This is a genomic window from Streptomyces sp. NPDC046379 (genome assembly GCF_055587785.1).
Genome location: NZ_JBVJFP010000002.1, coordinates 291,912 through 310,972, shown reverse-complemented (window position 1 = coordinate 310,972; position 19,061 = coordinate 291,912). Strand labels below are relative to the sequence as shown.

Sequence of the window (19,061 nt, the reverse complement as noted above, 5' to 3'; positions counted from 1 at the left end):
CGGCCGGGCGGCGAGCCGTCCGGCCGTGTCCCGGTGGAGCGACGAAGGGGAACCGTCCGTGCAGTTCGAGGTGTGGGCACCGCAGGCCGAGCGCATGACCCTCCAGTGCGACGGCGTCACGAGCGCGATGGAGCGCGATCCGGCGCGCCCAGGGTGGTGGACCGGGCAGGCGCCGGCCGGCGACGGCAGCCGGTACGGCTTCGCGGTGGACGACGGGCCGGTGCTGCCCGACCCCCGCTCGCGCCGGCAGCCGGACGGCCCGGACGGGCTGAGCGCGGTCGTCGACCACGCCGGGCACGCCTGGCGCGCCGACTGGGCGGGACGTCCGTTGCCGGGGGCGGTCCTCTACGAGCTGCACGTGGGCACGTACACCCGCGAGGGCACCCTGGACGCGGCGGCCGAGCGGCTCGACCACCTCGTGGAACTGGGAGTGACGCACGTCGAGTTGATGCCGCTGTGCCCGTTCCCGGGACGGCACGGCTGGGGGTACGAGGGGGTGTCGCTGTGGGCGGTGCACGAGCCGTACGGCGGCCCCGCGGCCCTCATGCGTTTCGTGGACAGGGCGCACGAGCTGGGGCTCGGCGTGGTGCTGGACGTGGTGCACAACCACCTCGGTCCGTCCGGGAACTACCTGCCCGCGTTCGGCCCGTACTTCACCGACCGGCACCACACCCCCTGGGGCGTCGCCGTCAACCTGGACGCGCCCGGCTCCGACGAGGTGCGGGCGTTCCTGATCGGCAGCGCGCTGGCGTGGCTGCGGGACTACCGGATCGACGGGCTGCGGCTGGACGCGGTGCACGCGCTGGTCGACACGCGCGCCCTGCACTTCCTGGAGGAGCTGTCGGCGGCCGTGGACGAACTCGCCGCCGAGACCGGGCGCCCGCTGTTCCTGGTCGCCGAGTCCGACCTCAACGACCCGCGGCTGATCACCGCCCGCGAGGAGGGCGGCCTCGGGGTGCACGCGCAGTGGAACGACGACCTCCACCACGCCCTGCACACGGCGCTGACCGGCGAGTCCCAGGGCTACTACGCGGACTTCGCGCGCGCCCCGCTGCGGGCGCTCGCCAAGACGCTGACGGGCGGCTTCTTCCACGACGGCACGTACTCCAGCTTCCGGGAGCGCGCGCACGGACGCCCGCTGGACCGCACGCGGGTGGCCGCGCACCGGCTGCTCGGCTACAGCCAGACCCACGACCAGATCGGCAACCGGGCGCAGGGGGACCGGCTTTCGGCCCTGGTCTCCCCCGGTCTGCTGGCCTGTGCCGCCGCGCTGACGCTGACCGGGCCGTTCACGCCGATGCTGTTCATGGGCGAGGAGTGGGGCGCGGGCACGCCGTGGCAGTTCTTCACCGACCACACCGACCCGGAGCTGGCGGAGGCCGTACGGCGGGGCAGGCGGCGGGAGTTCGCGGCGCACGGCTGGGCTGAGGAGGACGTGCCCGACCCGCAGGACCCGGCGACGCGGGAGCGGTCGTGCCTGGACTGGTCGGAGCCGGAGCGCGAGCCGCACGCGCGCCTGCTGGACTGGTACCGGCGGCTCGTCGCGCTGCGCCGGGAGCAGCCCGACCTGACGGACCCGGACCTCTCGGACATCAAGGTGGCGTACGACGAGGAGGCACGGTGGCTGGCCTTCCGGCGCGGTGACGTGTGCGTGGTCGTGAACTTCGGGCTGTCGGAGGCGGAAGTCCCGCTGGGGGCGCGGCCGGTGGAGGTGCTGGCGGCGTGGGAGCCGGTGGCGGGCCCGGACGGGGACGGGGTGCTGCGGGTGCCCGGCCGGTCGTGCGTGGTGGTGGCGCAGCCGTAGGGGGTCCGGGGGCGCGGGGGCGCGCGCCCCCGCCCTTGCCGGGTGTCACTGCGCGTCGTCGTCCTCGCGCAGCTCCGTGACCCGTTCCAGGAGGATCGGCTCCCAGGCGTTCCGCAGCCTGCGGCGCAGTCGCGGCAGGTCGGCGGGGACCGGGGCTTCCAGGGCCTCGGCCAGGGCGACGACGCTGTCGCAGCGGGCCAGCCACAGGCCGCGCAGGCACGGGCGGGCCGCGTAGCCGGCGAGGGTGGCGGCGCGGACGGCGGCCGGGGAGCCGACGGCCTGGGCGAGGCCCGCGATGTCCTCGGCCGGGTCGCCGAGGACGGCGTCGGCCCAGCCGAGCACGCCGCGCACCCGGCCGTCGGCGCTGACCACGAGGTGCTCGGCGGTGAGCGCGTGATGGACGAGGACGGCCGCGCCGGGCTGGGCGGCGAGCTGGGCCGCGGCCGGCGCGGCGAGCTGCTGGAGCCGCGCCGCGTCGAACTCGTCGGCGGCGGCCAGGCGTTGCGCGGCCCGTCCGGCGGCCCGGCGCAGGGCCTCCAGGAAGCGCGCGGCGACCCGGGGCACGCCGAGCGCCTCGGCCTGCCGGGCGGGGACCTCGCGCAGCCCGGTGAGCAGTCCGGCCAGGTCGGCCTCGCCGAGGGCGGACACGTCGTGCTCGGCCGCCGAGGCCCCGGGGACGCGGGTGTCGAGGGTGTAGCCCAGGCCGGGCGCCCAGTCCCCGTGGGCCACGCTGACCGGCACGGTGACGGGGACGTGCGCGCGGACCAGGTCGCGCAGCCGCAGCTCGCGGCGGCGGCGGACGGCGGCCTCGCGGTCGTGGGCGAGGCGCAGCACATGGCGGGAGCCGACCCACCAGGCGCCGTGGTCGCCGTCGTCCGCGACGGGGCGGACCTCGGGGCCCGCCGAGTCCGCCGCGCCCTCCTTGAGCAGGGAGCGGACCAGTCGGCGGACGGTCTCCGCGGTGGGTGTCGGTGCCTGGGTCATGATCGGATCGTCGTCACTCGGGTCTTAGTGGTGCGGCGGGGCTGCCGCGGGCCTCCTGGCGTCCGGGTTCCCTACTCCACTATGACCATCTCGCGCGTGGTGTCGTTCAGCCTCCGGCCGCCGTCCTCGGTGACGGTCACGATGTCCTCGATGCGCACCCCGAACCGGCCGGGCAGATAGACGCCGGGCTCGACGGAGAAGCACATGCCGGGCACCAGAGGCCGCTCCTCGCCCTCGATCATGTACGGCGGCTCGTGCGTGGTCACGCCGATGCCGTGCCCGGTGCGGTGGATGAAGAACTCCCCGTAACCGGCCGCCGTGATGACCGCGCGGGCGGCCCGGTCGACGTCCTGGCAGGCAGCGCCCGGCCGCACCGCCCGGAAGCCGGCCTCCTGGGCCTCGCGCACCAGGTCGTGCACCCGCCGCTCCTCGTCGGTCGGCGGGCCGACGTGGACGGTGCGGGAGGTGTCGGAGCCGTAGCCGTCCTTCAGGCCGCCGAAGTCGAGGACGACCATGTCGCCGCGTTCGATGACCCGCTCGTCGGCCTCGTGGTGCGGGTCGGCGCCGTTCGGGCCGGAGGCGACGATGGTGAAGTCGACCTGGGAGTGGCCGAAGCGGCGCAGCAGCCGGGCCAGGTCGTGGGCGACGTCGGCCTCGCGGCGGCCGGAGAAGCGGACGCCGCGGATCTCCTCGAAGGCCGCGTCGGCCGCCGCGCCCGCCGCCGCCATCAGCTCCAGCTCGGCGGCGTCCTTGACCGCGCGCAGCATCGGCAGGGCGTCGGTGAGGGCCGCGTAGGACGAGCCGGGCAGCGCCCGCTGGAGGCCGAGCAGATGCAGGGCCCAGGTGTTGTCGCTGATCCCGAACCGGCCGCCCGCGTCGAGCAGGCCGGCGGTGGCGGCGTAGGGGTCCTTGCCGTCGGTCCAGTCGCGCAGGGTCAGCGCGGGCCCGCCGGCGGCCCGGGCGGCGTCGGGGGCCTCCAGGGCGGGCACCACGAGGACGGGGTCCCGGCCGGGGGCGAGGACCAGCAGGGTGAGCCGTTCGGTGACCGCGGTGGGGGCGTAGCCGGTGAGCCACACCAGGTCCGGGCCCGGCGCGACCAGCAGGCCGGCGAGTCCGGCGTCGGCGGCGGCCCGTGCGGCGCGGTCCATGCGCGCCCGGTAGTCGTCGACGGTGAAGGGCGCGGCCGTGCTGCCGCTCATCCGGGGCCTCCTCGAACCGGTACGGGAACCACGGGCAGCATCCTGCCCGTCCCGCGGGGCCCGCGCGAGCCGATTCACCGCAGATGCCCGGGCCTTGCGCCGAAGATGCCGGAGCGCTCGCAGGCCCCGTGAGGCACGCGGGCCCGCGGGCCCGCGTGCCCCACGCAGTGCACCCCGGTCCGCGGTGTCACGCGGTCAGCGGGGTGGTACGCGGGCGTGCGGTGGCACGCGGGGGTGCGGGTGGCACTCGGGTGTGCGGGTGGCACGGGACCCGCGGTTCTCAGGTGACGACGCCGGGGGTGATCGTCACCTGCCGGTGGTCGCCGTCCGCCCGGCGCACGGTGACGGTGATCCGCTCCCCCGGCCGGACAGCGTCGAGCGCGCGGACGAGGCCGGCCGCGGAATCGACCGGCGCACCGGCGCAGGACAGGAGTACGTCGCCGCGCCCCAGCCCGGCCGCCGAGCCGGGGCCGGGCACATGCACGGCGACGACCAGGGCGCCGTACTTCTCGGCGTCGGTGACCTCGACGCCGAGGGTCGCCCGGGTCGGCACGGCGGTGGCGGACGGGGCGGCGGCCGGCCGCACCGGCGCCGCACGACCCGCCTGCTCCGCCCGCTCCGCCGGCCCGGGCTGCACCTCCTGCCCTGCCCGTTCCGCCGGGGCCTGTAGCCGCTCCAGCTCCGCGACCTTGCTCATGCCGATCACCGTCGCGCCCACCGTGCCGAGGCCGACGCCCGCCAGCACCAGCGCGACGCCGGCCAGCAGGCCGAGCAGGAGCGTGACGACCCGGCGGCCCCGCCCGGGCCCCGAGTGCGGGCGCGGACCCGGGTCCGTCCTCCGGGCGACGGGGCCGACGCGATCGCCGGTGTCGCCGCGGTCGGCGTCCGGGTCGCCGCCGGGCAGGGGCTTGGGTCGCAGCGCAGTGTGTTCCATGGTTCGTTCGCCTCCGGCTGGGTGCATACCCGGCGCACCGGCCGCCGACCTGCCACGAACGAGTGAGACTGACCGGGCGGACCGGAGATGATCACACCGGCGCGCGTCTCACGCCCGTACCTGGATCAGGGCGTGCGTCCCCGCGGTCCGCCAGCGCTGTCCCTCGGCAGCGGTCAGCGCGGCCTCCGTGTCCGGGTCGAGGCCGCAGACCACGTCGGACTTCAGCGTGCGCAGGGCGGCGACCGGGCCGGGGAAGTACGCGGTCGGGCCGGCGAAGGGTGTGGTCGGGGGCCGGCTCCGGTCGCCCACCAGGCGCCGGTAGTTGAGGTCGCCCTTGACCACGGTGAGGCCGGCGGCGGCGAACTCCGCGCGAAGGTCGGCGGGCATCTCGGCGTAGGGCAGCGGGGCGCAGGAGAAGGGGTGGGCGCGCAGGGCGAGCCGGCCGTCGGTCATCGCCTCCCACAGGCGGCGTCCGTACGTTCCGGCGGCGCCGGGGTGGGCGATGAGGCGGCGCAGGGCGTCGAGGACGTCGGCCGGGGTGGCGTCGGAGACGTAGTACGGGTGCGGTTTGACGTGCAGCACCGCGCGGGCGACGCGGCCCTCGGCGAGGAGGTGGCCGATGAGCAGCAGGTCGGGGACGAGTTCGCGGCCGGAGTTGTCGGCGACCAGGCAGAGGGTGGCGCCGGGGCGCAGGAGCGTCCACAGGGCCTCGCCGTCGTCGGCGACCAGGCGGGGCGCGGCGGTCCCCTCGTCGGCTGCGGCTTCGGTGGCGGCCACGGTTTCGGCTTCGGCGGAGAGGCGGAAGCTCAGGTCGGCGCGGTTGCCCCAGAGGGAGCCGTGCAGCAGCGCCCGGTCCCACTCGTCGGACGGGCGGTCCGCCAGGGCGTCGAGCGCGTCGAGTTCCTCGTCGGTCGCCGGGTCGTGGAGTTCGGCGAGTTTGACGGGGCGGAAGGGATCGACGCCGTGCCAGGGCCCGTCCGGGTCGAAGTGGCCCACGGCGTCCAGCAGCCGGCGGTAGAAGTAGCTCTCGGACCAGAGCCAGGGGACGTCGTACCAGGACTGCCCGGTGTACGCGTCGAGCCCCCAGGCCGCCCAGCGGTCCCGGTCGGGTGCGCCGTCGGGCAGCGGCTCGATCACGCCGTGCAGGCAGCTGTCCCGCAGCGCGTCGAGGGCGCGGCGGCGGTCGGGATCGAACGGGAAGGACTCCCGCACCTGCCGGATGATCGCGGGATGGCGTTCGGCGAGCACCCCGTGCGCGAAGGAGCCGGGTTCGTTGCCGCGGAGCACGGGCGCGGGCGCGAGGTCGGGCATGCCGCTCACCGTATCGCGCCGCCCGGCCTCCCTCCGGCGCGCGCGCTGCCCTGCATCTCCCCCGCCCTGATCTCCCGTTCGAGCTGCGCGGCGAGCCCCAGATAGCGCGGGCGACGGGTCACCGGGACCAGACCCCGGATGATCACGTACCACATCTCGGACATCCGGCGGGGCAGTCGCACGACCGGTTCGAGGGTGCGGCCGGTGACGCGGACGCCGACGAAGAAGCTCACCAGGGAGTGCGCGACGGCCTCGACGTCGACGTCCGCGTGGATGTCGCACTCGCGGACCGCGGCGAGGAGCTTGCGGGTGGCGATGTCCAGCCACTCGGTGAAGGGGTGCGGCATCGGCGGGCGGATGCCCACGCCTCCGGTGGCGAGGCGCAGTCCGGCACGGGCGACCGGGCCCTCGACGGCGAGCCGGGCCAGCCCGAAGGTGATGCGCATCAGCGCCTCCAGGGAGGTACAGTCACGGTCCTCCACCTCACGGGCCAGTCTCCGGGCGGCCTGCGACTGGATTTCCATGATGGCGTGCGCCAGGTCCTCCTTCGCCGCGAAGTGGAAGTAGAGGGCGCCCTTGGTGACTTGGGCGTGCTCGACGATGTCGCTCAGGCTGGTCGACTCGTAGCCGTGACGGTCGAACAGGTCAGCGGCGGCCGTGATGATCGTCGCGCGGGTCTGCTCTGCTCGTAACTGCCTCGCCATCGGCTGGACTCACTCCCGGGCCTAAAAACGGGTTATGCCGTTTGTTCTTACCCCAGGCACACGATAGCTCACTCTGTGACGAGGCCCACCAACCGTGCAAGGACCTTCGCCGCGCCCGGAGTTCGAGGTGCGTCAACAGTACGCCGAACAGGACGAACCGGCACCGGCGGGGTCGCCCGGCGCACGGAGCGGAGTGGGGGCGTGACGGAGAGACGGGGGCGGATCGGGCACCGGACAAAACCGCGCGGGCGGTATCGACTGCGTTCGACTGTCCGCGCGGTGCGGTCCCCGTGGGTCCTGGAGGTTTCCGGTTTCTCCCGGTACGACGAAAGGCGGGCCGGCCGGCGCCCATCCGCACCGGCCGGCCCGCCCGTTGAGGCGACGCCCTTGAATCACGTCGGAAGATGCCCGTGGTTCACGGGCTCGGGGTTCAGAACGTCAGGCTCCAGCTGTTGACCGTGCCCGAGTCCTGTGCGGCGACGTCCTGGACGCGCAGCTTCCAGGTGCCGTTGGCCGCCTCGGTCGAGGCGTTCACCGTGTAGGTGGTGTTGACGTTGTCCGCGGAGTCCGAGGAACTGGAGGACTTCAGGCGGTAGGCGGTGCCGTCCGGCGCGATGAGGTCGAGGACCAGGTCGCCGCGGTAGGTGTGGGTGATGTTCACCGCCACCTGGAGGGCGGAGGGCGCGTTGCCGGTGCGGCCGGTGACGGAGATCGGTGACTCGACGGCCGAGCCCGCGTCCGGGATGGCCACGGCGGAGGTGCTGGAGAAGGTCGAGCCGGTCGGCGTGGTGCCGGTCACCGCCTTGACCGTCTTGGTGGCGTCGGCCAGGCCCGCGCCGCAGCCGCCGGAGCAGGCGCCGGGCAGCGGACGGGCGTTGGCCTTGATCGCCGACTCGATCTGGGCCGGGGTCAGCGTGGACTTGGCCGACTTCATCAGCGCGGCGAGGCCCGCGATGTGCGGGGCGGCCATGCTGGTGCCCTGGTAGAAGGCGTACGACTCGGTGGACGGCGTCCTCGTGCCGGAGTTCAGCGTGGAGTAGATGCCGTTGGCGGTGCCGGTGCTGGTCTGGCCGCCGGGTGCCGAGATGTCGATCAGGGAGCCGTAGTTGGAGTAGGACGCCTTGGCGCCGGTGCGGCTGGTGGCGGCGACCGAGATGACGTTGTTGCAGTTGCCCGGCGAGTGGCCCGACACGTTGGCGTTGGAGTTGCCGGCGGCCACGACGACGGTGGTGCCGCGGTTCACGGCCGCGTTGATGGCGCTCTGCGTGGCGCTGGTGCAGGCCCCGCTGCCGCCGAGGCTCATGTTGATGACCTTGGCGACGTTGGTGTTGGCGGGCACGCCCGAGACGGTGCCGCCGGACGCCCAGGTGATGGCGTCGATGATGTCGGAGTCGTAGCCGCCGCACTTGCCGAGCACGCGCACCGGGGAGATCTTGGCGCCGTGGGCGACGCCCGCCATGCCCTTGGCGTTGTCGGTGACGGCGGCGATGGTGCCGGCGACGTGGGTGCCGTGCCAGGAGGAGTTGCTGCCGGAGGCCTGCCCGCACTCGCCGGCGGCGTACCAGTCGCCCGGGTCGGCCGGGTTGCTGTCGCGGCCGTTGCCGTCGACGGCGACGGCGGTGTCGGAGATGAAGTCGTAGCCGCCGACGACGTTCGCGGCGAGGTCGGAGTGGGCGACGTAGCCGGTGTCGATGACGGCGACGGTGACGCCGGCGCCGGTGGAGGTGGTCCAGGCGCCCGGCACGTTCATGCCCGCGGTGGCCTCGAACAGGTCCCACTGCTTGGCGTAGTCGGTGTCGTTGGGGTCGGCCTGCGGCGTGTTCAGGCGGTCCGGGACGACGTAGGCGACCTGCGGGTCGGCCTCGTAGGCGGCGACGACGTCGGCGACGTCCGCGCGGGTGGGGTCCGCGCCCAGGTCGACGAGGGCGGCGCCGGTGCCCAGGCGGCGCTGGAAGTCGACGTCCTCGCCGGCCTTCGCGCCCTTGGCACGGGCGTCCGCCTCGGCGGCCTTGTTCGACTTCGCCTCGCTCGCGCCGGACTTGTAGCCGACGATGAGGCGCTCGGCCGGGGCGCCGGGGGCGGCCTCGGTCCGCGCCGCGGGGACGGCGGCCGGGGAGTCCTGAGCGGCGGGCTCCTGGGCCACGGCGACCGTGGCGCCGGCGGCCGTGAACAGCGCCGCGGAGAGCGCGGCGACGGATATCAGCTTGCGTCTGACGGCTGGGGAGGTTCGCAAGGTATTGCCTTTCGTGGCCGTACTCCGGACAGCACGGAGCGGCGGTCGGTGCGCTTCGGCGTCGAAGCGGAGGGGGGTTCATGCGAAAAGCGCTGCGGCCGGCCTGGCGTGAACACCGACCCGGGAAGGGGTTACCTGTGGGTCGGCTGTGCAGGAACGATAGGCAACCGGAACCTCGTGCGATACAGGGGAAACCCTCGGAGCGGCCGGAAACCCACCCTCGAACCGGCGGCGGGACCGGGGGGTTTCCTGGGCGGGTTACAACTGCGCGAGCCTCGGCAGCAGTTCGCCCGCCCGCGCCACGTCGGCCGTCAGCGGGCGGTCCTCCGTGCCGGGCGGCAGATCCGCGGCGGCCGTGTCGTAGGCGGGGATCGGCGGGGGTGCCGGGTGCAGCCGCAGCGCCCGGACGGCGGCGACGAGTTCGCAGGCCAGGACGGTGGTGTAGGCCTCGGCGGCGCGCAGGGCCTGGCGGGCGGCCTGGGAGGCGAAGCTGGCGGCCTCCTCCAGGCCGTGGGAGAGCACGGCGTGGCCGGCCGAGGCGGGCGCGGCGGCCTGGGAACGCAGCTCCGCGAGCGCGGAGTTCGCGGTGTACTCCAGGATCATGGCGCCCGAGCTGCCGGCGGGGCCGGTGGCGAGGAAGGCGGGCAGGCCGGTGAGATCCGGCCGCAGCAGGGCGGCGAGACGGGCCGCGGACAGCCGGGCGGTGCCCAGCAGGGCGAGGGCGCAGCCGTCCAGGGCGAGGGCGAGGGGGGCGGCGTAGAAGCCGCCGTGGTGGTGGGCCGCGGCGCTTCCGGTATCGATCAGCGGGTTCTCCGACGGGCTGTTCAGCTCGGCCTCGACGGTCCGGCGCAGGTGCGCGGCGGCGTCGAGGGCGCAGCCGTGAGCCTGCGGGAAGGCGCGGAAGCCGTACGGGTCCTGGACGCGCCGTCCGCCCCCGTCGTGCGGCCGGTCGGGCAGCCCGAGGACGCGGCGGACCTCGGCGGCGGCGTGGGCGGCGCCGGGGTGGGGGCGCAGGGCGTGCAGGGGGGCGGCGTAGGCCTCGGGCGAGCCGGACACGGCGGCGAGGGAGAGGGCGGCGACGACGTGCGTGGCGCGCAGCAGCACGTCGAGCCGGTGGCAGCCGAGGCCGGCCTGGCCGAGGGTGAGGGCGTTGCTGCTCAGCAGGGCGAGGGCGTCGCCGGGGCGCAGGGTGACGGGGGCGGGCAGGCGGCCGGGGGGTTCGGCGGCCGGCGTCGTGGGGTCGTCCGTCGCCCAGGCGCGTTCCCCGATGAGGGTGAGGCCCGTCTCCGCGAGCGCGGTCAGGTCGCCGGTGCCCAGGCCGCCGTACTCGTGCACGACCGGGTGGACGCCCAGGCGCAGCGCCTCGGTGAGGGCGTGGACGAAGTCGGGGTGGATGCCGGAGCCGCCGGCGAGGAGCTGGTTGGCGCGGACGGCGAGCATCGCGCGGATCTGGCGGGCGGGCAGGGGCCGGCCGGCGCCGCCCGCGTGGCTGCGCAGCAGGCGCAGCCCGTGGCCGGTCTCGTCGGCGGCGTCGACGGCGACGGAGCGCTGCGCGCCGACGCCGGTGCCGCGGCCGTAGAGCCGGCCGGTGGCGGCGAGGCGCTGGGCGGTGCGCCAGGCGTGCCCCGCGCGCTCCAGGGCGGCGCGGGGCACGTCGGGTGTGGCGGCGCCGTCGGCGAGGCGGACCAGGCCGGCAACGGTGAGTCCGGTGCCGTCGAGGGTGACGCGGGTGGTCCCGGTGGGCCGGGGCGGCACCCGTGTCGGATCGTCGGCTGCGGTGCTCACGGCGTGAGGGGACGGGGCGTCAGGACAGGCCGACCGACTTCAGCCAGGCCTTGGCGACGTCGAGCGGGTCCTTGTTCTCCAGCTGCACCTGGGAGTCCAGGTCGAGCAGTGTCTTGGTGTCCAGCTTGGCGGAGACCGCGTTGAGGGCGTCGACGCCCTCCTGGGGCAGGTCGCTCTTGTGGACCAGCGGGGTCACGTTGGCGAAGCCGAAGAGGTTCTTCGGGTCCTGGAGGACGACGAACCCTTCCTTGGTGATGGTGGGGTCGGTGGTGAAGATGTCCGCGGCCTGCACGGTGTTCTTGGTCAGCGCCGCCTGGGTGAGCGGGCCGCCGGCGTCGAGGGCCTTGAACGACTTGAACTTCAGGCCGTATTCCTTCTCCAGCCCGACCAGGCCCTGGTGGCGGGTCTGGAACTCGGGGGAGCCGCCGATGACCATCTCGGGGGCGATGTCCTTGAGGTCCGCGAGGGTGGACTCGGCGGACAGACCGTACTTCTCGGCCGTCTCGGCGTTGACGGAGACGGAGTCCTTGTCCTCGGCGGGCGCGGACTCCAGCAGCGTCAGCTTGGCGTCGAGCTTGGCCTTGACGGCGGCGTTGACCGCCTCGACCGACTTCTGCTCGGCGTCGGGCTCGAGGTAGGCCAGGAGCGAGCCGTTGTACTCGGGCAGGACGGTCACGGAGCCGTTCTTGAGCAGGCCGTAGGTGGTCTCGCGGCTGCCGATGTTGGGCTTGTAGGTGACCTTGATGCCCTTGGCCTTCAGGGCCTCGCCGTAGATGTCGGCGAGCAGGATGCTCTCGCTGAAGTTGTTGGAGCCGACGACGACGGTGCCGCCGTCCGCCTTGCCGCCCTCCGCGAGCGGGTTGTCGGAGTCGTCGTCGGACGAACCGCACCCCGTGACGACCAGCGCCGCCGTGACGGCGAGGGCGGCGGCGGCCACGCGGTGGTGTCTCGTGCTGAACCAGCTGCTCTTCACGGTAGAAGTCACAATTCCCGTTCCGGGCTCGGGTGTCGAGGAAGCTTGCGGGGCAATGGCCGGGACGCGCGGGTGCGGTGCGCGCAGGCGCCGACGTACGCGGGACGCACACATCGATCACATCGCACCCACTGATCCAATCCAGCGGCTTCTCGGTCAGTCAAGAGAACCCAGGTCACCAATTGGCTTCGATACGTGACTGGTTGTGAAGGGAAATTGAACGAACCCGCGCCCAAGCGGCTCGGGTTGTAACGGATTCTTGACGTGGGACCGCGCGGTCCGGCCGCACCGGAAGAGATAGTCTCCCCCGGAGTCGCTCTCCGGTCACAGCGGTGACATCGACCATCACCGCCGGCGAGAGAAGCTACGACACCCCATGAATGGAGGCCTGGTGTCCGGGAACGAGCACGCCCCGCCGGCGCCGCCGCCGGACAGCGGGCGCACCCGGGGTTTCGCGGACCGCTGGCCGTTCCGCCGCAAGCTCAACGTCCTGGTGGGCGTGCCGCTCGCCGGCCTCGGGCTGCTGCTCACCTATCTCATCGCCGACCAGGTGCAGGCGGCCCGCGACGCGGCGTCGGCCGCCCGGCTGGTGCGCGACAGCGCCCAGGTCGCCGAGTTGGTGGACCGGGTGGAGACCGAGCACCAGGAAGCCATCCTGCTGTCCGTGCGCTACGAGGCCGGCGGCAGCGGCGCCACGCCCGCGCTGACCGACTACCGCAAGGCGCAGAAGGCGGTCGACGAGCAGGTCGAGCGGGTGCGCGAGGCGTTCGGCGACGACCTGCCCGCCACCGAGGCGCAGGCGCTGCGGGAGATCAACGGCCTGGGCAGCCTGCGGCTGACCGTCGAGCAGGGCTATCTGCCCGCCGACAACATCGACCCGGCCTACACCAACGCCGCCAAGAGCGTGATCGCCGGCCTGGGCCTGGACACCGACCCCGTGCTCGCCGGCACCTACACCGGCAACCTGCTGGACTCCCTGCTGCGCGCGAGCGCCGCCCACAGCGCCTTCGAGACCAGCGTGTTCTCCGCGACGACCGGGGACTCCAACGCGCTCATCGAGTTCATCGGCGCCGTCGGCTCCCGAGAGCTCTACGAGCATCAGGCGGAACGATTCAGCCGGTTCGCCACCGAGGCCCAGGCGAAGGAGCTGCGGGGGATCGAGTACAGCTCCTTCCAGGCGACCATCCTGCGCCAGTACGCGGAACTGCAGATCGACCCGAGCGCCCTGCAGGCCGGCACCCCGGAGGAGATCCGGGAGCGGTTCACCGCCGCCATCGCCCTGCACCCCACCTACCGGGCGCAGGCCGGGGAGCGGCTGGAGATCACCTCCTCGCTCATCGACCAGATCGCCGACCGCGCCGACGACGCCTCCGCCGACGCCTGGTGGAACGCGGCCTGGCTGCTCGCTCTCGCGCTGGCCGGCTTCCTGCTCTGGGGCGCCTTCTCGGTGGCGGTACGGCGCTCCGTGGTGCGGCCGGTGCAGGCGCTGACCGGCGCCGCCCGGCAGGTCGCCGAGGTCGCCGAGCGCGAGCTGGCCCGGGTCGCCGACGACGACGCCGAGGACGACGCCCCGCCGCGGCTGCGGGAGATGCCGGTCACCGCGCGGGACGAGATCGGCGATCTGGCCGAGGCGTTCAACCACGTGCAGACCACGGCCGCCGCGCTGCTGGAGCGCCAGGTGCTCAGCCGCCGCAACGTCGCCGAGATGTTCGGCAACGTCGGCCGCCGCGTCAGCAACCTGACGACCCGTCAGCTCGCGTTGATCGACGCCGTGGAGCGCGGCGAGACCGACCCCGCGCTGCTGGAACGGCTCTACTCCATCGACCACATCGCGGTCCGCCTGCGCCGCAACGCCGACAGCCTGATGCTGCTGGCCGGCATCCGCGAGACCGTGCTGGACGGCGGTCCCACCGCGCTCACCAACGTGGTGCGGGCCGCGCTCGGCCAGATCGAGGGCTATCAGCGGGTCCAGCTGCACGCGGGCACCGAGATCATGGTCGAGCCGGACATCGTCGGCGACCTCACGCTGATGGTGGCCGAGCTCCTGGAGAACGCCGTGTCGTTCTCGCCCGAGGGCAGCCCCGTCGAGGTGACGGTGCGCTCCGGCGGCGACGGCGCGACGATCACCGTGGCCGACCACGGCCTCGGCATGAGCGCCGAGCGGCTGGCCGAGGAGAACGCCCGGCTGATCCGCCGCGAGCGCCTGGACCTGGTGCCGACGAAGGTGCTCGGCCTGTTCGTGGTGGGCAACCTGGCCCGCCGCTGGGACATCGGCGTCACCCTCTCCCGTACGCCCGGCGGCGGTGTGACGGCCGAGGTGGCCATCCCGTCGACGCTGCTGCTGACGATGAGCCCGGTCGGCCCGGCCGGCTCCGCGAGGACCGCGCCCACGATCGCCGCGGCCCCGGCCCGTTCGGTGCCGGCGGCCCCGACCCGCCCCGCGCTCCCTGTGGGCACGGCACGGAAGACGGACGCCCGGCCCTCCGACCGTGACGGGTCCGCGGACGGCGACCGGCCCGACGAGGCGCGCCCCCTGCCACGCCGGGTCCCCCGCCGGGACCCCGCAGGCGGCGAGGACAAGCCGCTGATCCCGCGCGCCCGCACCGAGCCGGACGCGGGCGGTCCGCGCCCGCTGCGCCGCCGGGTGCGCGGCGCGACCCTCCGCGACACGGCGACGGAGGCCGACCGGCACGCCGCGCGCCCGGCCGCGCCGCCCGCCGACGCGGAGGCGGTGCGCAGCGCACTGGAGGAGTTCGAGGCGGCCGTGGAGCGCGCCCACCGCGACAGCGTCGCCCCGGACGCCCCGCAGAATTCGGACGGCGCCGGCAAGGAGCCGCACGACCAGAACCACCTCCCGGAAGGAGCGGAGCAGTGAGCACGTCGACAGGTGGTACCCCGACGGGAGACGCCACGCCGGACGAACTGCGGGCCGCCGCAGCCGACTTCACCTGGCTGCTCAACCGTTTCGCGACCGAGACCGCGGGTGTCGTCGACGCCATCGCGGTGTCCTCCGACGGCCTGCTGATCGCCGTCGCGCAACTGCGGGAGCGCGCCCACTCGGAGCGGCTGGCCGCGATCGTCTCCGGCCTGACCAGCCTGGCCGCCGGTGCGTCCGGCAACTACGGCCTGGGCGCCCTCAACAAGGTCATCATCGATCTGGAGGGCGGCCATGTGCTGGTCTCCGCGATCGGCAGCGGGGCGGTGCTGGGCGTGGTCGCCGACAAGGAGGCCAAGCTCGGCAACATCGCGTACGAGATGACGCTGTTCGCCAACCGCGCGGGCGCGGCGCTCAGCCCGCAGCTCGTGCTGGAGCTGAAGAACAACGTCGGCGTCCCGTCGACGGGCTGACCGGTCGCGGCCCGGTCGAGAGAGGGAGAGACCAGCCATGGCGGACGGCCGCATCCCGAGCGGCGGCGACGGGTTCTGGCCGTCCCCGGGTGCCGACCCGGTGGCCGGCCCCGTCCCCGCCGTACGGCCGTTCCTCGTCACCGCCGGCCGGGTGGCGGGCAAGGACGAGGCGGCGGCCGGCCGGCCGATCCCGGTCGAGACCCAGGTGATCGCCACGGCCGAAGGGCTCGCGGCGCTCGACGGGCTCGTCTTCGAGCGGCACGACATCGTCGCCGCCTGCAAGCAGCCGCAGTCCATCGCCGAGATCGCGGCCCGGCTGCGGCTGCACCTCAACGTCGTCCGGGTCCTCGCCGAGGACCTGCGGGCCGTGGGGCATCTGGCGGTGTACGTGCCGAACACGGCCGCCACCCATGACGCGTCCGTCCTGCGAAGGGTTATCGATGGCCTGCGCGCCATCCCCGACTCCCGGGGGGTACTCCGTGACATCGACTGAACCGCTCGCCGCCGGCACGGCCGCGGAGCCCGCCGTACGGCCGCCGCTGCCGGTCAAGATGGTGATCGCGGGCGGTTTCGGCGTGGGCAAGACCACCGCCGTCGGCGCCATCTCCGAGATCGAGCCGCTGACCACCGAGGCCGCCATCACGGAGGTCGCGGCGGGCGTCGACGACCTTTCCCACACGCCGGCCAAGACGACGACCACCGTCGCCATGGACTTCGGGTGCATCACCATCGACCCGACGCTGAAGCTGTACCTGTTCGGCACGCCCGGCCAGGACCGGTTCGGGTTCATGTGGGACGACATCGTGGAGGGCGCGGTCGGCGCGCTGGTCATCGTCGACACCCGGCGGCTGGACGACTGCTACGCGGCCGTCGACTACTTCGAGCACCGGGAGATCCCGTTCGCCGTGGCGGTCAACGCCTTCGACGGGACGGTGGAGCACGCGCTGGAGGAGGTGCGCTGGGCGCTGGACGTCGCCGAGCACGTCCCGGTGGTGGTGTTCGACGCCCGTGAGCGGGGCTCGGTGCGGGACGCGCTGCTGGTCGTGCTGGAACTGGCGCTGGCCCGCTCGGAGGGCTGAGCGTATCGCTCGCGTACGGCTTGCGTACGGCTGCGGGGCGGGCGATCGGGCGCCCGCCCCGCGGACGTTCGGCGCACGCCGCTCGTCAGCCGCCCGTCATGCGCCTTTCGTCGTACGCCGTTCGTGGTACGCCGTTCGGCACGGGCCGTTCAGCCGTTGCCGCGCACCCCGCGCGAGACGGTGCAGCGGGCCGCGGCCCAGAACACCGCGAGGGTGGTCAGCGCCATCGCGGCGACCAGCGTGGCGCCGCCCACGACCTTCTCGTAGTCGTGCTGGTAGAGGCCGTCGACGATGTAGCGGCCGAGGCCGCCGAAGCTGACGTAGGCGGCGATGGTGGCGGTGGACACGATCTGGATGGCCGCCGAGCGCAGCCCGCTGAGGATCAGCGGCAGAGCCATCGGCAGTTCCACGCGGAAGAGGACGTCCGCCTCGGCCATGCCCATGCCGCGCGCGGCGTCCACCGGCGCGGGGTCGACCGAGCGCATGGCTTCGTAGGTGGTGACCAGGATCGGCGGGACGGCCAGCACCACCAGGGGGATCAGCACCGGGGCCATGCCCAGGCCGAGCAGCAGGAACATCAGCACCATCAGGCCGAAGCTGGGCAGGGCGCGGCCGATCGTGGCGATCAGGGCGAGGGCGTTGCCGCCCCTGCCGGTGTGGCCGGTCACCAGGCCGACCGGGAGTCCCACGGCGGCGGCGATGCCGAGGGCCATCAGCGTGTACTCGATGTGCTCGGCGACGCGGGTGGGGATGCCGTCGTAGCCCTGCCAGTGGGCGCCGTCGCCGAGGAAGGCGCCCATGTGGTCGAGGACGTTCACCGGGCGGCCTCCTTCACGGTGAGCCGGCGCGTGGCCGAGCCGCGGGGCATCCACGGCGTCAGCAGCAGGCGCAGCCCGATGAGCGCGGCGTCTACGGCGGTGGCGAGCACGGCGGTGCCCACGACGGACAGCCACACCAGGCGCGGCTGGTCGTTCCTCATCCCGGCGTCGAGCATGTTGCCGAGGGCGCCCTGGTTGCCGATCAGCATGCCGACGCTGACCAGGGAGATGCTCGACACGGACGCCACCCGCAGGCCCGCGATGATGGCGGGCGCCGCGATCGGCAACTGCACCTGGAGATAACGGCGTACGGGGCCGAACCCCATGGCGGTGGCCGCCGAGAGCGTCTCCTGCGGCACCGCGCGCACGCCCTCCACGATGGCCGGGACCAGGACGACCAGGCTGTAGACGGCCAGCGGGATCATCACCGTGGTCTCGCTCAGACCGGTGTAGTCGATGAGGACCACGAAGAACGCCAGCGACGGGATCGCGTAGAGGACGGTCGTCACCCACAGCACCGGCGGGTACAGCCAGCGCACCCGCACGCACAGCTGGGCGAGCGGCAGCGCCACCACCAGACCGGCCAGGACCGGGATCAGCGCCTCGCGCAGATGGAGGGCGACCAGGCCGGCGTAGCTGTACTCGAGATAGCTCGGCATGTCGAAGAGTTCGCTCATCGTGCGGCCTTCTCCGTCCGCGCGCTCGTGGCGTGGGCGCCGCGGATGGCCTCGGCGATGGTCTGCTGCGAGACCACTCCGGCCGCCCGGCCCTCGCCGTCCACCGCGACGGCCCAGCCGGTCGGGGAGAGCACGGCGCAGTCGAGCGCGGCGCGCAGCGAGTCGGCGCCGGCCGCGAACGGGCGGCCGTAGGGCAGGAGCCGGCCGGGGTCGGCCTTTCCGGCGGTCAGCTCGCGCGGCTCGGCCCAGCCGAGCGGCCTGCCGTCCAGGTCCGTGACGAGGAGATAGGGGGCCTCGCCCGTGTCGCGGGCGGCGATCTGCTCGGCGGTGGCGTCGACGGCGACGATCGGCGAGGTGAGCAACTCCAGCCCGGCGGAGGGGAAGAAGGACAGCCTGCGGATGCCGCGGTCGGCGCCGAGGAAGTCCTCCACGAAGGCGTCGGCGGGGCTGGAGAGCAGCTCGGCGGGCGGCGCGAACTGGGCGAGCCGGCCGCCGGTGCGCATCACGGCGACCATGGTGCCGAGCTTGACGGCCTCGTCGATGTCGTGGGTGACGAACACGATGGTCTTGCCCAACTCCGCCTGAATGCGCAGAAGTTCGTCCTGGAGGCCCTTGCGGACGACGGGGTCGACGGCGGAGAACGGCTCGTCCATCAGCAGCACGGGCGGGTCGGCGGCCAGCGCCCGTGCCACGCCGACGCGTTGCTGCTGGCCGCCGGAGAGCTGGTAGGGATAGCGCCCCGCCAGGGAGGCGTCCAGGCCGACGCGGTCCATCAGTTCGCGCGCCCGGGCGCGGGCCCGGTCCTTGCCCCAGCCGAGCATCCGGGGGACGGTGGCGATGTTGTCGACGATCGTGCGGTGCTGGAAGAGTCCGGCGTTCTGGATGACGTAACCCATGGACCGGCGAAGCGTGTTGACCGGCTGCTGCCTGCTGTCGACGCCGTCGATGAGGATCGTGCCCTCGCTCGGCTCGACCATCCGGTTGATCATCCGCAGGGTCGTCGTCTTGCCGCAGCCCGAGGGACCGACGAGGACGGTGATCGAACGGTCCGGTATCTCCAGCGACAGCCGGTCGACCGCCACCGTGCCGTCGGGGTACCGCTTGGTGACTGAATCTATCCGTATCAAAACGCCGAACACCCTTCGGGTTTGGCAGTTCCTGCCCGCTCCCGCCGGGGCGGCCGGGCCGTTGCGGGGAGAGTCTAGACCCGTT

16 protein-coding genes are annotated in these 19,061 nt (G+C 73.9%); 5 read left to right on the top strand and 11 right to left on the bottom strand.

The features are described from left to right. Positions 1 to 58: 58 nt before the first annotated feature. Complete coding sequence (gene treZ / locus ACZ6KF_RS05300) at positions 59 to 1,804, top strand: malto-oligosyltrehalose trehalohydrolase (protein WP_469158268.1); 1,746 nt, start codon at positions 59 to 61, stop codon at positions 1,802 to 1,804. A gap of 45 nt (positions 1,805 to 1,849) precedes the next feature. On the opposite strand, the gene ACZ6KF_RS05295 is transcribed toward treZ, so the two are convergent. The 8 genes from ACZ6KF_RS05295 to ACZ6KF_RS05260 form a co-directional block, all read right to left on the bottom strand. Next, positions 1,850 to 2,788 (bottom strand): aminoglycoside phosphotransferase family protein, encoded by a 939-nt coding sequence (locus ACZ6KF_RS05295; protein ID WP_469237369.1) that lies wholly within the window; start codon positions 2,786 to 2,788, stop codon positions 1,850 to 1,852. A gap of 71 nt (positions 2,789 to 2,859) precedes the next feature. Next, entirely contained in the window at positions 2,860 to 3,987 is a 1,128-nt protein-coding gene (locus ACZ6KF_RS05290) for an aminopeptidase P family protein (protein WP_356632562.1), read from the bottom strand. Between the two features lie 280 nt (positions 3,988 to 4,267). After that, positions 4,268 to 4,921: a PDZ domain-containing protein gene (locus ACZ6KF_RS05285; RefSeq protein ID WP_469175337.1), complete on the bottom strand. Its 654-nt coding sequence runs from the start codon at positions 4,919 to 4,921 to the stop codon at positions 4,268 to 4,270. Positions 4,922 to 5,029: 108 nt separating this feature from the next. Then, positions 5,030 to 6,232, bottom strand: coding sequence for a damage-control phosphatase ARMT1 family protein (locus tag ACZ6KF_RS05280; RefSeq protein ID WP_469237367.1), 1,203 nt, complete (start codon positions 6,230 to 6,232; stop codon positions 5,030 to 5,032). 5 nt (positions 6,233 to 6,237) lie between these two features. Next, entirely contained in the window at positions 6,238 to 6,936 is a 699-nt protein-coding gene (locus ACZ6KF_RS05275) for a ScbR family autoregulator-binding transcription factor (RefSeq protein ID WP_469158272.1), read from the bottom strand. A gap of 430 nt (positions 6,937 to 7,366) precedes the next feature. Further along, positions 7,367 to 9,169, bottom strand: coding sequence for a S8 family peptidase (locus ACZ6KF_RS05270; protein WP_356632554.1), 1,803 nt, complete (start codon positions 9,167 to 9,169; stop codon positions 7,367 to 7,369). A 258-nt stretch (positions 9,170 to 9,427) separates the two neighbouring features. Then, on the bottom strand, positions 9,428 to 10,924 hold the full coding sequence (locus tag ACZ6KF_RS05265) for an aromatic amino acid lyase (RefSeq protein ID WP_469237587.1): 1,497 nt from the start codon (positions 10,922 to 10,924) through the stop codon (positions 9,428 to 9,430). Positions 10,925 to 10,973: 49 nt separating this feature from the next. Continuing rightward, complete coding sequence (locus tag ACZ6KF_RS05260; RefSeq protein WP_356632550.1) at positions 10,974 to 11,939, bottom strand: ABC transporter substrate-binding protein; 966 nt, start codon at positions 11,937 to 11,939, stop codon at positions 10,974 to 10,976. A gap of 364 nt (positions 11,940 to 12,303) precedes the next feature. On the opposite strand from ACZ6KF_RS05260, the gene ACZ6KF_RS05255 reads away from it, so the two are divergent. Genes ACZ6KF_RS05255 through ACZ6KF_RS05240 form a run of 4 tightly spaced genes read left to right on the top strand, consistent with a single transcriptional unit; the run spans position 12,304 to position 16,354 of the window. Beyond that, positions 12,304 to 14,802, top strand: a complete 2,499-nt coding sequence (locus tag ACZ6KF_RS05255) for an ATP-binding protein (protein ID WP_469237365.1) — start codon at positions 12,304 to 12,306, stop codon at positions 14,800 to 14,802. Continuing rightward, on the top strand, positions 14,799 to 15,275 hold the full coding sequence (locus tag ACZ6KF_RS05250) for a roadblock/LC7 domain-containing protein (RefSeq protein ID WP_356632546.1): 477 nt from the start codon (positions 14,799 to 14,801) through the stop codon (positions 15,273 to 15,275). Before ACZ6KF_RS05255 ends, ACZ6KF_RS05250 begins: the two co-directional genes overlap by 4 nt. A gap of 37 nt (positions 15,276 to 15,312) precedes the next feature. Then, complete coding sequence (locus tag ACZ6KF_RS05245) at positions 15,313 to 15,768, top strand: DUF742 domain-containing protein (RefSeq protein WP_469158275.1); 456 nt, start codon at positions 15,313 to 15,315, stop codon at positions 15,766 to 15,768. Beyond that, a complete protein-coding gene (locus ACZ6KF_RS05240) occupies positions 15,755 to 16,354 on the top strand; it encodes a GTP-binding protein (protein ID WP_356632542.1) in 600 nt (199 codons plus the stop codon). The genes ACZ6KF_RS05245 and ACZ6KF_RS05240 overlap by 14 nt, the downstream gene beginning before the upstream one ends. A 149-nt stretch (positions 16,355 to 16,503) precedes the next feature. Here the strand turns inward: ACZ6KF_RS05240 and ACZ6KF_RS05235 are convergent, their stop codons facing one another. From ACZ6KF_RS05235 to ACZ6KF_RS05225, 3 genes are read right to left on the bottom strand one after another with little or no spacing between them, the layout of a single operon-like run. Further along, on the bottom strand, positions 16,504 to 17,172 hold the full coding sequence (locus ACZ6KF_RS05235; RefSeq protein ID WP_469237363.1) for an ABC transporter permease: 669 nt from the start codon (positions 17,170 to 17,172) through the stop codon (positions 16,504 to 16,506). Further along, a complete protein-coding gene (locus ACZ6KF_RS05230; protein ID WP_469237361.1) occupies positions 17,169 to 17,849 on the bottom strand; it encodes an ABC transporter permease in 681 nt (226 codons plus the stop codon). Before ACZ6KF_RS05230 ends, ACZ6KF_RS05235 begins: the two co-directional genes overlap by 4 nt. Then, positions 17,846 to 18,976 (bottom strand): ABC transporter ATP-binding protein, encoded by a 1,131-nt coding sequence (locus ACZ6KF_RS05225; protein WP_469158387.1) that lies wholly within the window; start codon positions 18,974 to 18,976, stop codon positions 17,846 to 17,848. Before ACZ6KF_RS05225 ends, ACZ6KF_RS05230 begins: the two co-directional genes overlap by 4 nt. Positions 18,977 to 19,061 lie beyond the last annotated feature (85 nt).

What these genes read in the sequence shown, in the direction of transcription:
- ACZ6KF_RS05230 (WP_469237361.1), bottom strand. Translation starts at nt 17,849, where the DNA reads ATGAGCGAACTCTTCGACATGCCGAGCTATCTCGAGTACAGCTACGCC.
- ACZ6KF_RS05280 (WP_469237367.1), bottom strand. Translation starts at nt 6,232, where the DNA reads ATGCCCGACCTCGCGCCCGCGCCCGTGCTCCGCGGCAACGAACCCGGC.
- ACZ6KF_RS05285 (WP_469175337.1), bottom strand. Translation starts at nt 4,921, where the DNA reads ATGGAACACACTGCGCTGCGACCCAAGCCCCTGCCCGGCGGCGACCCG.
- ACZ6KF_RS05275 (WP_469158272.1), bottom strand. Translation starts at nt 6,936, where the DNA reads ATGGCGAGGCAGTTACGAGCAGAGCAGACCCGCGCGACGATCATCACG.
- ACZ6KF_RS05245 (WP_469158275.1), top strand. Translation starts at nt 15,313, where the DNA reads ATGGCGGACGGCCGCATCCCGAGCGGCGGCGACGGGTTCTGGCCGTCC.
- ACZ6KF_RS05295 (WP_469237369.1), bottom strand. Translation starts at nt 2,788, where the DNA reads ATGACCCAGGCACCGACACCCACCGCGGAGACCGTCCGCCGACTGGTC.
- ACZ6KF_RS05290 (WP_356632562.1), bottom strand. Translation starts at nt 3,987, where the DNA reads ATGAGCGGCAGCACGGCCGCGCCCTTCACCGTCGACGACTACCGGGCG.
- ACZ6KF_RS05255 (WP_469237365.1), top strand. Translation starts at nt 12,304, where the DNA reads ATGAATGGAGGCCTGGTGTCCGGGAACGAGCACGCCCCGCCGGCGCCG.